Below are 12,853 nucleotides of genomic sequence, written 5' to 3' on the forward strand. Positions count from 1 at the left end.
GCGGTTTTTCCTTTTGGGACTGATGCCATCATCACACCAGAAGCACCTCTAGGTTTGTTCCGAGGTGATTGAAGATGATTGCCCTTTTTACTGACTTCGGAGTTCGGGGTCCCTATCTTGGCCAAGTGGAAGTTGTGCTGCATCAGCAGGCGCCGGGTATTCCGGTCGTTAATCTGATGGCAGACGCTCCCCGCTTTTCCCCTCATGCATCGGCTCACTTGTTAGCGGCGTTAGCTCAGTATTTACTTCCCGGTACTGTGGTTTTTGCCGTAGTCGACCCTGGCGTAGGTTCTAGTACTCGAGAACCGGTCATGGTTTTGGCAGATGATCGCTGGTATGTGGGTCCAGGAAATGGATTATTAGATGTGGTGATGGGACGGGCGACAAGCACAGTTTTGTGGCGCATTACTTGGCGTCCCTCTTCACTTTCTGCAACTTTTCATGGTCGGGATTTATTTGCGCCAGTTGTGGCCAAGTTGGCTCGAAGCAAAAACCTTCAGGACAAGGAATTGTTAGGTGAGCGCTGGGATGAGGCAGTGGTGACTACAGATCCAGGGGATCTTGCAGAAATTATTTATATCGATCATTACGGGAATGCAATGACGGGGATTCGAGCTATCAAGGCCGGGCAGTGTCGACGAATTCGATTGCCGAGCGGAGATTTAGTCTCCGCAGCGCAAACTTTCCATGACGTGGCTCCGGGGGAAGGTTTTTGGTATGTGAATTCCCTCGGTCTTATAGAGATTGCCGTTAATCAGGGGTGTGCTGCCAAGCGTTTCAAGCTAGAGGTGGGAACTCCCATTGAATTTAAAGGCTGATTTATTCCCTACACTCATACGGTTATTCCATTTTAGTTCCATAGGCGAGGTAATTTACATTGATATCATTGCCGAGCCAATAGCGGTGGGTGAGAGGATTGTAATGAAGGCCTGTTAAGTCTTGGAGTTCTAAGCCCGCTATCCGGCACCAAGCCTCTAATTCAGCAGGCTGGATAAACCGCTGGTAGTCGTGGGTGCCTTTAGGGAGCAATTGGAGTGTATATTCAGCGCCGATAATAGCGAATAAATAAGCTTTCGGGGTACGATTAAGAGTAGAAAAAAATACTCTCCCATCGGGTTTAAGCAGTCGTCCACAGGCGGCAATAACGCTAGCCGGATCAGGAACATGTTCCAGCATTTCCAGATTGGTGACAACATCAAAGGATTCAGCTTCTGTTTCTGCAAGTTGCTCCACGCTTATCTGCCGGTAATCGATTTCTAAATTCCCTTCTAGGGCATGTAAGCGGGCTACTGTCAAAGGGGCTTCACTGAGATCAATGCCGGTTGTTATGGCCCCGAGCCTGGCCAGCTCCTCCGTAAGAATACCGCCGCCGCAACCTACGTCTAGCACCCGCTTGCCAGTCAAAGAGCAGCGCTTGCGAATGTACTCAAGACGCAATGGATTTATATCGTGGAGGGCCTTGAATTCACCTTCACGGTCCCACCAGCGATGGGCTAGTTGCTCAAACTTGGCAATTTCACCAGGGTCGACATTGATTTGTTTATCGCTCATATGGATTTCCTTGTTTCTCTTATCCTTTCTGCCCATGCTTGGGTTTGGGACAGAATGAGTGATTCGTCCAAAGTTGTAAATTGGCGCTTCTTAAGTACTTGTTGGCCTGCTATCCAAACATCACTGACCCTATCCCGGCCTACGGTATAAACTAACTGGGAGGTGGGCTCATAAAGGGGTTGTGTTTCTAGCTCGCCGAGATCAACGGCAACGATGTCCGCCACCTTGCCAATTTCCAGAGAGCCAATCTCTTGCTCCAGGCCCAGTGCCTTAGCACCATTCAAAGTGGCCATGCGAAGTGCTTGTTTTGCGGGAATGGCACTGGCATCGCCGGCTAATGCTTTCGCTAATAGGGCTGCAAGACGCATTTCTACAAACATGTCTAAGTCGTTATTACTTGCCGCGCCATCAGTGCCCAAGGCAATATTAACCCCCGCCTGAGAGAGTTTTGCGACGGGACAAAAGCCGCTAGCCAGTTTGAGGTTAGACTCTGGGCAGTGGATGACATGGGTACCACTTGTTGCTAGGGTCTGAATCTCCCGGTCGGTAAGTTGGGTCATATGGACGGCTAAGAGCTGGGAAGAGAGCAGTTCTAGGCGCTGCAACCGCTCTAAGGGCCTAACGCCGTATTGGGCTAAACTCCTATTGACCTCCTCTGTTGTTTCATGAAGATGCATATGAACTGGAACATTCAGTTCTTTAGCTAAAATAGCAACTTGCTTTAAGGGTTCGTCACTGACAGTATAGGGGGCATGGGGGGCAAAGGCTGTCTTGATAAGAGGATGATCCCGATACTGGTCATTTAACTCAAGCCCTTTACGGATATAATCCTCAGGTGTTTTTGCCCAACGACTGGGGAAATCAATAACAATCATGCCGATAACAGCACGCATGCCCACTTCAGTTGCTACCTGCGCCACTATTTCGGGAAAGAAATACATATCGTTAAAGCAGGTAATCCCTCCGCGGAGCATTTCAGCAATCGCTAGGAGCGCGCCGTCGCGAACAAACGTTTCACTGACCCACTTGGATTCCGCTGGCCAGATATGCCCCTCAAGCCACTCCATGAGGGGGAGATCGTCAGCGAGACCACGCAGGAGAGACATAGGGCTATGGGTGTGGGCATTGACAAGGCCAGGGATGAGCGCATGTTGTGTCAGCTCGATTAGGTGTGCATCCCGGTAACGGACTTCTGCTTGGACCCTAGGGAGGCAATCCACGATACGGCCTTGGTGGATGGCAAGACAATGGTTTTCCAGTATTTGATTTTCTGGAATAACGGGAATAATCCAGGGGGCGTAAATTAAAGTATTAATGTTTTGCATGGTGAAGGTAATTATAACCTTTAACAAGAAGACAAGCGGTAATGGTGGTGTGGCTTAATCATGTTTGATGCTGGAACGATAATCGTATTAGCAATGAGACTGTTGGGACCATTGATGATATTTCAGTGGCCTCTTTTGGGCAGTATTGTCTCAGAATATATATTCGATGCCATCGATATTCTGATTTGGGCGGAGATGGGAACAACAGACATAGATTATACTTCTTATGACAAACCCCTCGATGTTTATCAGATTACTATACAAGCCATAGTGGCGAGCCGATGGGAAAATAAAACTATCCGTAACATCGCATTATTCTTTTATGGATATAGGTTATTGGGGTATGCGCTTTACTTATTTACTGAGTTAAGGGTCATGTTTTTCTTTTTCCCTAACATCTTTTTTTATTTTTTCATTGGCTATCTGGCGGCGAAAAAACTGGGGTTGCCTGAGTTGTTTGAAGATAAGCGGCAACTGGCAATTGTGATATTGGTGATCATTTTGCTAAAGCTACCCCAAGAATATATTCTCCACTGGCCCCATTGATGGGGGCAAAAAGAGATAAATGACTCAAAGGGGGCTGTTTCTCTTGGTTCTTTAAACTGGACGCGTAAATAGAGTGTTGAACACTAAACACGATAGGATCCGGGCGGTGGTTTGGACTGAAAGAGGAGTGCGGTTGCTGGATCAGCGTCGCCTTCCCCAGGAAGAAACCTACTGGACTGCAACTTGCGCCTTTGAGGTGGCTGAGGCCATTACCAAAATGGTGGTGCGGGGCGCGCCTGCTATTGGAATCGCCGCCGCCTATGGAGTAGTGCTTGCTGCAAGGGCGCGTTTTGCGGAAGCAAATTCTAATTGGAAAGCGCTGATTAAGACTGATTTACAAGATTTAGAGGCGGCGCGGCCTACCGCTGTCAATCTTGCTTGGGCATTGAAGCGGATGGCAGCGCTGATTAATGGCCTTCCCAGTGATGTCGATCCAGAAAACGCGCTGCTCGCCGAGGCCCAGCGTATCCATGAGGAGGATATTGCGGCTAATCGCCGCATGGGTGAGTTAGGCGCAGCCCTCATTGAAGGACCCGCAAAAGTATTGACCCATTGCAACACCGGTTCTTTGGCGACAGGGGGTTTTGGAACTGCCCTGGGAGTTATTCGTTATGCCTATAGCGAGGGACAAATTAACGAAGTGTTCGCCGATGAAACCCGGCCCTGGTTGCAGGGGGCACGTCTTACCGCTTGGGAGCTGCTACAGGACGGAATACCGGTGGTGCTTATTGCCGATAGCGTGGCGCCATATTTGTTGGGGCAGGGGCAAATCCAGTGGGTGATTATTGGCGCCGATCGAATTGCGGCTAACGGCGATATTGCCAATAAGATTGGATCCTACGGTTTGGCGGTGGCTGCCCGCCATCACCGTGTGCGTTTTATGGTGGTGGCTCCTACTTCAACCATTGACTGGAATTTACCTGATGGGATGGGGATTCCAATTGAGCAACGGCCTCCGGAAGAAGTTTTGACTCTAGCAGGCAAAGAGATAGCCATCTCAGGCACTAAAGCTTATAACCCCGCTTTTGATGTGACCCCTGCTCATCTCATTGATGTGATTGTGACGGAAAAAGGAGTGGTTCACCAGCCTAGTAGTGAGCGCATGAAGACCCTTCAAGTTTAGGCATGAACGGCTGTATCAACCACTTGGCGGGTAAGCTGGGGAGCAAATAATTCTATGAAGGCATAAATGTACCTCCGCAGATAAGTGCCACGGCGGATGCCGATATGGGTCGTGCTGGGCTCAAATAGATGGCTGGCATCAATAGCTTTGAGAGGGGCGTCCTGTTCAGGATCAAAGGCCATGCTGGCGATAATTCCGATTCCCAATCCTAGATGGAGATAGGTTTTGATAACATCGGCGTCAGTGGCTGTGAGGATGACGTTGGGAATAAGCTCTTTACTGGCAAACGCCTTATCCAGTTTAGAACGACCTGTAAAGCCGAAGACATAGGTGACAATAGGGTATTTGGCTACAGCTTCCAAGGTGAGGGGGCGGCATGATAACAGGGGGTGATTGGGGGGAACGACCACGCTTCGGTTCCAGTCATAGCAAGGTAGCATGGCTAGATCTTCAAATAACTCAATGGCCTCGGTGGCAATGGCGAGGTCTACCGTGCCGGTAGCTGCCATTTCGGCAATTTGATGGGGAGTTCCCTGGAACATCCTGAGGCGAACATTGGGATAGCGGTCCCTAAAGGCTTTGATGACCGGTGGCAGGATATAGCGGGCTTGAGTATGGGTTGTGGCAATGGAGAGCATTCCCCGGTGCTCGTCGGTGGCTTCTGCGCTGACTTGTTTGATATTTTCCACTTCGCCCAGGATGCGTTCAATCATCCCGAGAATAGCACTTCCGGCGGGGGTCATTCCGGTGAGGCGTTTGCCATGACGTTCAAAAATAGGCACGCCTAATTCTTGTTCCAATTGATGAATTTGGTTACTCACCCCGGGTTGTGTGGCGTGAAGCGCCTCGGCGGCTGCGGATACGTTATATCCTCGTCGTGTGACTTCACGCACGAATTGGAGTTGTTGTAGCTTCATGATTGCTTGGGTATAAAAAAATATTATATCAATAAATAATAATATATTTTGATATAATATTCACCGGACGCTACAATTTCCATCTACTTCTATTCCCGATCTTTAAAAGGGAATCAACATAGGTTCGAAGCGGATGGAGTTGGGATATATACTCGCCGGGCTGGTGGTCGGTTTCATGGTGGGGTTGACGGGGGTCGGCGGCGGTTCGCTAATGACGCCGCTTTTGATTTTTGGTTTTGGTATCCCACCCCTAACGGCAGTAGGGACTGATTTACTATTTGCGGCCTTCACCAAAATGGGTGGCATTTGGGCACACTGGCGTCACCATACTATTCAGTGGCGGGTGGTGGGTCTACTGGCCCTAGGGAGTATCCCTGCCACCGTGATTGCCCTACAAATACTAAAACTACTTCAGATCCGTGGCGTACAATTAGAAGGTCTTATCAATACCGCTTTGGGAATAGCATTAGTCTTGACGGCGTTGGCATTGCCTATGAAAAGTTGGCTGCAGCGAATAGCGGAAAAGGATGGCTTGCCTAGATCGCTGCAACCCATTTATTCCTTGCGCTGGGAGCCTCGTTTTACTACCGTAAGCACCGTTGTGATGGGGGCGGTGCTGGGTTTTCTGGTGACATTATCTTCCATTGGGGCGGGGGCTTTAGGGGCCGTAGTTTTGTTATACCTTTATCCCGGTCTGCGGACGATACAGGTTGTGGCTACCGATATTGCGCACGCTGTGCCTTTGACCGCTATTGCAGGAATTGGGCATTGGCACTTGGGCTCGGTGGATGTGGCGCTCTTGGGAAGTTTGCTTTTGGGGTCTTTGCCTGGAATTTATGTGGGCAGCCATGTGGGGGTAAATATTCCGGAGCGGGCGATGCAGGCAGCTTTGGCAACCTTGCTGATGTTGGTGGGGATCAAGTTTATTTTTTGAGCAGGAAATATGGTAATGGATACGTCGGTGAGAGAAGATTCATTGGCAGATAAAGTTGAAGCAGCCCTTTCCCTATTGACCTCAATTGAGCACAGCTATGCTCCCGCCTGTTTAGCTTGTAGCTTTGGGGTAGAGGACATGGTGCTGGTTGATCTTATTTGTAAGCATGCGCCGAAGATCGAAATATTTACCCTGGATACGGGTCGCCTGCCCCAGGAAACCTATGATGTGATGCAAAAAGTTAAAGAGCGCTATGCGCGGCAGGTAAAAATTTATTTTCCTGAAACCCAGGCAGTGGAGGCCTATGTGGGAGAGCATGGGCCTAATGGTTTTTATGAGGCCATAGCGCTACGTAAAGAATGTTGCAGTATTCGCAAGGTAGAACCTTTGAAGCGGGCCCTCACAGGGAAGAGAGCTTGGATTACTGGGGTGCGGCGGGAACAGTCCGTGACTCGCAAGGATTTACCGCTTTCTGAGTGGGATGCTGAACACGAGCTACAGAAATTCAATCCCCTTATTGATTGGAGTGAAGATGAGGTCTGGGATTATGTCCGCCGGCTTGAGCTCCCCTATAATGCTTTACATGATCAGGGCTATGCCAGTATCGGCTGTGCCCCCTGCACTCGGGCGATTACTGTGGGTGAGGATGTTCGTGCTGGAAGATGGTGGTGGGAAGATGAGGATACCAAAGAATGTGGTTTGCATCTAAAGCGGCTATCCACGGGATAAATTTGTCCACCACCGAGTTAAATTAGCCTATAGAGGCATTCGAGATTTATCAATGAGTAAGATATTATGAAGTCGTACAGTCTGACTCATCTGAAACAGCTAGAAGCAGAATCCATATTTATTATGCGCGAGGTTGCCGCCACTTTCGAGCGGCCTGCACTGCTGTTCTCTGGGGGCAAGGATTCTATTGTCATGGTGAGGCTGGCTCAGAAAGCTTTTTGGCCCGCCAAGTTGCCATTTCCTTTACTGCATATTGATACCGGGCATAATTTTCCTGAAACCCTCGAGTTTAGAGATGGTCTCGTGGGACAGATCGGGGCACGATTGATAGTTCGAACGGTACAAGACTCCATTGACAAGGGGCGTGCCGTGGAAGAGAAAGGTCCTAATGCTAGCCGTAATATGCTACAGACCATCACCTTGCTCGATGCTATTGAAGAACTTAAAGTCGATGCGGCCTTTGGGGGCGGACGCCGGGATGAAGAGAAAGCTCGGGCCAAGGAAAGAATATTTTCCCACCGGGATGAGTTTGGTCAATGGGATCCGAAAAACCAACGCCCGGAGCTATGGAGCTTGTTCAATGGTCGCAAGCATGTGGGTGAACACTTCCGGGTTTTTCCTTTGAGTAATTGGACCGAAATGGATGTTTGGCAATACATCGCCCAAGAGAAATTGGATATTCCCAGTATCTATTTCAGCCATGAACGGGAAGTTGTCCAGCGGGATGGGATGTTATTGGCTAATTCCTCCTATATTAGCTTGATGAGCGGAGAAAACACTGAGCAGCGGCGGGTTCGTTGTCGAACAGTGGGGGACATGACCTGCACCGGGGTAGTGGAGTCTGAGGCTGCTACGATCGAGGATATTATTCAGGAAGTGGCGGCGGCTAGGGTCACCGAGCGCGGCGGCCGGGCTGATGACAGACGGTCGGAAGCGGCGATGGAAGATCGTAAAAAGCAAGGTTATTTCTAATATTTAAAAAACTATGAGTGGAACTTTGCAGTCACAATATTTAGAGATGGATCTGTTGCGGCTCACCACCGCTGGCAGCGTAGACGATGGTAAGAGCACCCTCATTGGTCGTTTGCTCTATGATTCGAAATCCATCTTCGAAGATCAATTGGAGTCTATCCAAAGAAGCAGCCAACAGCGGGGTGAGGGCAATATTAATTTGGCATTACTCACCGATGGCCTGCGGGCAGAGCGGGAGCAAGGCATTACTATTGATGTGGCTTACCGCTATTTTGCGACACCTAAACGCAAGTTCATTATTTCCGACACCCCAGGGCATGTACAATATACCCGGAATATGGTCACCGGGGCTTCCACCGCCAATTTGGCCATTGTGTTAGTTGACGCCCGTCATGGGGTTATTGAACAGACTTGCCGCCACGCCTCCATAGCCTCTCTCTTGGAACTTCCCCATCTGGTATTGTGTATTAACAAGATGGATTTGGTGGATTACCAAGAAGAGGTGTTTGAGAATATCAAGAAAGAATTTGAGAATTTTGCAGCCAAGCTAGATATTCCCGATATCCATTATATTCCCATTAGCGCCTTACGGGGAGATAACGTTGTAGAAAAGTCCGAGAACATGCCTTGGTATCAGGGAGGAACTTTGCTCTACACCCTGGAAAATGTACACATTGGCAGCGATTACAACCACATCGATAGTCGCTTTCCCGTGCAGTATGTGATTCGCCCTCAATCAGATCAATACCATGATTATCGTGGTTATGCTGGACGAGTAGAGGGAGGCATTTTTCGGCCAGGGGATGAAGTCATTGCGCTGCCTTCAGGGTTTTCTACCCGTATCAAGTCCATTGATACCATGGATGGTCCCGTTGAGGAGGCCTTTGCGCCGATGTCGGTGACCTTTACCCTGGAAGACGACATTGATATCAGCCGGGGAGATATGATTGTCAAACCCGCCAATCAGCCTCAGGTCGCCCAGGATATTGAACTGATGGTCTGTTGGCTCAATGAGGCTCCGTTGGTACCCGGTGGCAAGTATGCCCTCAAGCACACCACCAAGGAGGCCCGCTGCGTCGTCAAGGAGGTGCGTTATAAATTGGATATTACTTCTTTGAGTCGCCTTGAAGATGGAGCAACATTAGCACTCAATGATATCGGTCGAATCAAGATCAGGACGACGAGTCCGCTGTTCTTTGATAGCTACCGCAAGAATCGGGGAACGGGCAGCTTAATTCTTGTCAATGAATTTACTAATGAAACCGTAGGTGCGGGAATGATTATCTAGCCCTTACCCCTTTGGGTGCCTTCTAAATAGGACAAAAAAAGGACTAGGAAGTATTGGGCAGTTGCATCCGCTCCATTAAATAACAAAGGCAATCCTGGCGAATGACACGGATATCACGAGTCAACATTGAGGGCATTACGGGGCGGCGGGTCCGAAGCTCGCTGTCCTCAAGATAAAAATAACGCTCACTGACTTCCACATCTTGCTCGTCAGTGACGGTAAGCAGGACATTGGGATCTGAGGGTTGCCACCCCAACAAGGTATTGGCGGGCAATTCCTGGAAATTGAGTTGATCGAGATCATCCACCAAGCGTAAGTCCAAGTCTTCCCCATGGAAACCGACCCGCAGTTCGGAAGGGATTCGGACTACGGCTACCGTATGGAAAAGTTCAATCTCCCGTTTTGCAATGGAATGGGAGGGAAATTCGGCCAGGTGCAAACAAGCGGTGAGGTATTCACGGGCGTGAGCCACACCTTGGGGGCAATCGGGCTGGCCACATTCAAGGGTAACCGCCGGCCCTAGCTCCGCAAAGGCCAGGGATTGCACCCCCTGGGGGCGCACAAAGTAAATCACGGTCCTGCTGAAGAGGGCGGCTAGGTGGAGAAAGGGGGAGGCGAGCTTGTTGACGCAGGCGTAGTGGGGATTAAGGCCAGTATTATTATGGATGTCGATACTGGCAAACAAACCGGATTTAGCCATTTCTTCATAAACCTGGGCCGCCATGGCATGTTCCGGGGTGGGGCCTGGAGTCCAAATTCGATTATGATCGGGCTGGCTGTCGAGGCGCCGGAGACGATAGCGGGCAGCGGCAACATTACCCACGAAAAGGGATAACGCCCGTGGTAATTCCCGATCTTGGTATTGACCTAAGAGACTGCGCACCGCCTCCCAGCCGACAGGTTCATTGCCATGGAGTAGGACGGAGACAAACAGAGGGGGGGTGCGCCGTCCTTCCAGGTGAAACAGGGTCGGCCCTTCTAATTTTTTATAAAGTTCATGGGCTTCTAAGTCCAGTAACCCTTTGGGCACTTCATGTCGTATCGTTAGCATAAGCAGGCTCTTGGCGCCTGGAGTTGGCGCTTTCTTTAAACTGTCCAATCGTGCACCGGGTTTCCCCGGTGTTGCCATTCCGTATAGGCGGCGGTGAGGGCATCCATGTCGTGGCCATGGGCGGCCACATAGCGTCGTTGCCAGCGGGCTCCCGTTTGGCCCGTGGCGATACGCTGCTGGATGATCCCCAGGTAATGTTGAATATCATGTTGATTAAGCTCAAGATGTTCAAGACCTGTTCGAGCCAGGGGAAGTAAGCGTTCGGTGAACAAGGCAGAAGCTTTTCCCCGATTGCCGTCTAACCAGTAGAGTTCAGCGTCTAGACCCTGCCGCGCAGCGGCGTAGAAATTGTGTCGTGCCAAGTGAAATGGAAGGTTTTTTTCAGGGGGGTCTTCCTTTTCTATCAGGGCTTCGATCATTCCTATGAATAAAGCCGCATTGGCAATGGTATCCGTGATGCTAGGGCCCGCGGGGACGACCCGGTGCTCGATCCGCAGGTGGGGTTCACCCCGAGTATTAAATCCTATGAGCGGCCGATTCCAGCGCCAGATAGTCCCGTTGTGAAGGCGCAGGTGGGCGAGGTTCTCCGGGGGTTCGTCAAATAAAACTGGCAGGAGCACTGGGAAGTGGCTTTGGTTTTCCTGAAAACACTCTAGCAGGGACTTTTTGATATACCCGGTACCGAAAGACACTCTCTTGAGGTCTCCTTCCTCGGAGTTCTTGTGCCCCCCCACGGAGACGGATTGCTCAAATAAAGGAATTCGGGTCTCTTCCCAAAGATCTTTGCCAAATAAGAAAGGGGAATTGCTGGAGACGGCAACCATAGGGCCTGAAAGGAGGATGGCGGCGTTGAAATAACGAGCAGCGTTGCGGGTGGGCACCTGGAGATGCAGCTGGAAAGAGGTGGTCGCGGCCTCCAACATCACGTTATTATGGACAGTGCGAAGATGTTCTTGCCCCTTAATATTGATGCGGAGCGGGCGACCGTGTCGCAGGCGCAGGACCTGCTCATTGAGTGCTCGGTAGCGGGAGAGGTTGGACATATGTTCAAGGGCCAGGTCTGCTTCTCTGAGGCTAGGCAGTATCCCAATGGTTACCAATTCACAGCCGAGTAAACGGGCTCGGGTGCGGCACTGGCGACAGGTTTTCTCTAAACCCTCTTCCATCCGTTTAAAGACATCTCCGGATAAATACTCAGGAGGGCTATTCAGTTCTATATTGAAGCTGGCTAACTCCGGCACGACCAAGGGATTATCGAGCGCCTGTAGAAAGCGTTCATTGATGGGAGCGGGCCGGAAGTTATTATCAACCAGCCAGGCTTCAAGTTCATATCCGACCCGCTTTTTATAAGCGAAATGGCCTTGCTTCAACCACTGGCCGATAAGTTGTGTTTCTGCATTGAGGTGTTCGGTGAATGCTTTAAAGTCCTCTGGACTAAAATGGCTGGAAGGGATTTCACGGCCCATAATGTCGCTGCCCATGAGATAACTAAGAAGTAAGCTAACTCTAGCTTAAAGTTAGCCGGGAATCATCCTAATAGTCTTGGGGTTTATGATAGGGTTGCTTGAGTGGGGATAAATATCGTCTTTTAGTTAGTGAAGTTGCCTTGGGGCAAGGGGGGATTGTTAAAAATGGACAATAGGGGTGGCGGTCTGGATATAGAGTCCCTGTGGTGAACGAATTATGTGGCAAAAATTAGCTTGGATAGCTTTCGCGGGAGCGGTGGGGACCCTTTCTCGCTATGCCCTGTCAGGATTTGTGCAGAAACTTTGCGGCGAAAAATTCCCTTGGGGAACTTTAGCAGTCAATGTGGTCGGCTGTTTCCTCTTTGGAATGGTTTGGGCGTTGGCTGAGGAGCGGCTGCTCCTCAGCGGTGAGACCCGTTTTATTGTGTTGACTGGCTTTATGGGGGCATTCACGACATTTTCTACCTTTGCTTTTGAGAGTAGCCAACTGGTACGGGATTCTGAATGGCTATTAGCTGCAGCCAATCTTATCAGTCAGAATGTTTTGGGATTAGCTTGCGTATTTCTTGGTTTTGCTGTCAGTCGAATGTTTTAGGAGGCAGGGACTATGAAGTTGCAATCGGAGGCCGAACTGCTCCGCATTTTCATTGGAGAAAGCGATAAGCACCAGGGCCGGCCATTGTATGAAGTTATCGTAGAAGAAGCTCGCCGTGGCGGCCTGGCGGGTGCCACTGTGCTTCGTGGCACCTTAGGTTTTGGGGCCAACAGTCGCATTCATACTGCCAAGATCCTCCGCCTTTCGGAAGATTTGCCTATGGTAGTGGAGATTGTGGATCAGCCGGAGCGGATTGCTGAGTTTCTGCCTGAATTAGACACCCTGATTGGGGAAGGTCTCGTGACCCTGGAACGGGTGCGTGTGATTACCTATCGTCACAGTCACTCGGAATGAGG

General features: G+C 50.1%; 14 protein-coding genes. 9 read left to right on the forward strand and 5 right to left on the reverse strand.

Translation table 11 applies throughout. The annotated features are described in order from the left end of the window. The first annotated feature begins 74 nt into the window (after positions 1–74). Positions 75–818 (forward strand): SAM hydrolase/SAM-dependent halogenase family protein, encoded by a 744-nt coding sequence (locus NHAL_RS11755; RefSeq protein ID WP_013033360.1) that lies wholly within the window; start codon positions 75–77, stop codon positions 816–818. Positions 819–840: 22 nt separating this feature from the next. Here the strand turns inward: NHAL_RS11755 and ubiG are convergent, their stop codons facing one another. Continuing rightward, positions 841–1,551: a bifunctional 2-polyprenyl-6-hydroxyphenol methylase/3-demethylubiquinol 3-O-methyltransferase UbiG gene (ubiG, locus tag NHAL_RS11760; RefSeq protein WP_013033361.1), complete on the reverse strand. Its 711-nt coding sequence runs from the start codon at positions 1,549–1,551 to the stop codon at positions 841–843. Next, positions 1,548–2,876 carry a TRZ/ATZ family hydrolase gene (locus tag NHAL_RS11765; protein ID WP_013033362.1) on the reverse strand — a complete coding sequence of 443 codons (1,329 nt, stop codon included), beginning with the start codon at positions 2,874–2,876 and terminating at the stop codon, positions 1,548–1,550. The genes ubiG and NHAL_RS11765 overlap by 4 nt, the downstream gene beginning before the upstream one ends. Before the next feature lie 60 nt (positions 2,877–2,936). Between NHAL_RS11765 and NHAL_RS11770 the strand changes: the two genes are divergently transcribed. Together NHAL_RS11770 and mtnA are read left to right on the forward strand one after the other, a co-directional pair. Beyond that, complete coding sequence (locus NHAL_RS11770) at positions 2,937–3,422, forward strand: hypothetical protein (RefSeq protein WP_013033363.1); 486 nt, start codon at positions 2,937–2,939, stop codon at positions 3,420–3,422. A gap of 76 nt (positions 3,423–3,498) precedes the next feature. Beyond that, the gene (gene mtnA / locus NHAL_RS11775) at positions 3,499–4,545 is read left to right on the forward strand and encodes an S-methyl-5-thioribose-1-phosphate isomerase (protein ID WP_041354916.1); all 1,047 of its coding nucleotides are present in this window, start codon (positions 3,499–3,501) and stop codon (positions 4,543–4,545) included. Here the strand turns inward: mtnA and cysB are convergent. Continuing rightward, the gene (cysB, locus tag NHAL_RS11780) at positions 4,542–5,462 is read right to left on the reverse strand and encodes an HTH-type transcriptional regulator CysB (protein WP_013033365.1); all 921 of its coding nucleotides are present in this window, start codon (positions 5,460–5,462) and stop codon (positions 4,542–4,544) included. The genes mtnA and cysB overlap by 4 nt on opposite strands. Before the next feature lie 133 nt (positions 5,463–5,595). On the opposite strand from cysB, the gene NHAL_RS11785 reads away from it, so the two are divergent. From NHAL_RS11785 to cysN, 4 genes are all read left to right on the forward strand, one after another. Continuing rightward, positions 5,596–6,396, forward strand: coding sequence for a sulfite exporter TauE/SafE family protein (locus tag NHAL_RS11785; RefSeq protein WP_013033366.1), 801 nt, complete (start codon positions 5,596–5,598; stop codon positions 6,394–6,396). A 15-nt stretch (positions 6,397–6,411) separates the two neighbouring features. Further along, the gene (locus NHAL_RS11790; protein ID WP_013033367.1) at positions 6,412–7,125 is read left to right on the forward strand and encodes a phosphoadenylyl-sulfate reductase; all 714 of its coding nucleotides are present in this window, start codon (positions 6,412–6,414) and stop codon (positions 7,123–7,125) included. Positions 7,126–7,191: 66 nt separating this feature from the next. Further along, positions 7,192–8,097 (forward strand): sulfate adenylyltransferase subunit CysD, encoded by a 906-nt coding sequence (gene cysD, locus NHAL_RS11795; protein ID WP_013033368.1) that lies wholly within the window; start codon positions 7,192–7,194, stop codon positions 8,095–8,097. A gap of 13 nt (positions 8,098–8,110) precedes the next feature. Then, positions 8,111–9,385: a sulfate adenylyltransferase subunit CysN gene (gene cysN, locus NHAL_RS11800; protein ID WP_013033369.1), complete on the forward strand. Its 1,275-nt coding sequence runs from the start codon at positions 8,111–8,113 to the stop codon at positions 9,383–9,385. Positions 9,386–9,428: 43 nt separating this feature from the next. Here the strand turns inward: cysN and NHAL_RS11805 are convergent, their stop codons facing one another. Both NHAL_RS11805 and NHAL_RS11810 read right to left on the reverse strand, forming a co-directional pair. After that, positions 9,429–10,436, reverse strand: coding sequence for a M14 family metallopeptidase (locus tag NHAL_RS11805; RefSeq protein WP_013033370.1), 1,008 nt, complete (start codon positions 10,434–10,436; stop codon positions 9,429–9,431). Between the two features lie 35 nt (positions 10,437–10,471). Then, on the reverse strand, positions 10,472–11,917 hold the full coding sequence (locus NHAL_RS11810) for a glutamate-cysteine ligase family protein (protein ID WP_013033371.1): 1,446 nt from the start codon (positions 11,915–11,917) through the stop codon (positions 10,472–10,474). Between the two features lie 202 nt (positions 11,918–12,119). Here NHAL_RS11810 and crcB point away from each other — a divergent pair, with 202 nt between their 5' ends. Together crcB and NHAL_RS11820 are read left to right on the forward strand one after the other, a co-directional pair. Further along, positions 12,120–12,497: a fluoride efflux transporter CrcB gene (crcB, locus tag NHAL_RS11815; RefSeq protein WP_013033372.1), complete on the forward strand. Its 378-nt coding sequence runs from the start codon at positions 12,120–12,122 to the stop codon at positions 12,495–12,497. A gap of 12 nt (positions 12,498–12,509) precedes the next feature. After that, on the forward strand, positions 12,510–12,851 hold the full coding sequence (locus NHAL_RS11820; protein WP_013033373.1) for a DUF190 domain-containing protein: 342 nt from the start codon (positions 12,510–12,512) through the stop codon (positions 12,849–12,851). Positions 12,852–12,853: the final 2 nt, after the last annotated feature.

The organism is Nitrosococcus halophilus Nc 4, assembly GCF_000024725.1.
Lineage (GTDB): Bacteria > Pseudomonadota > Gammaproteobacteria > Nitrosococcales > Nitrosococcaceae > Nitrosococcus > Nitrosococcus halophilus.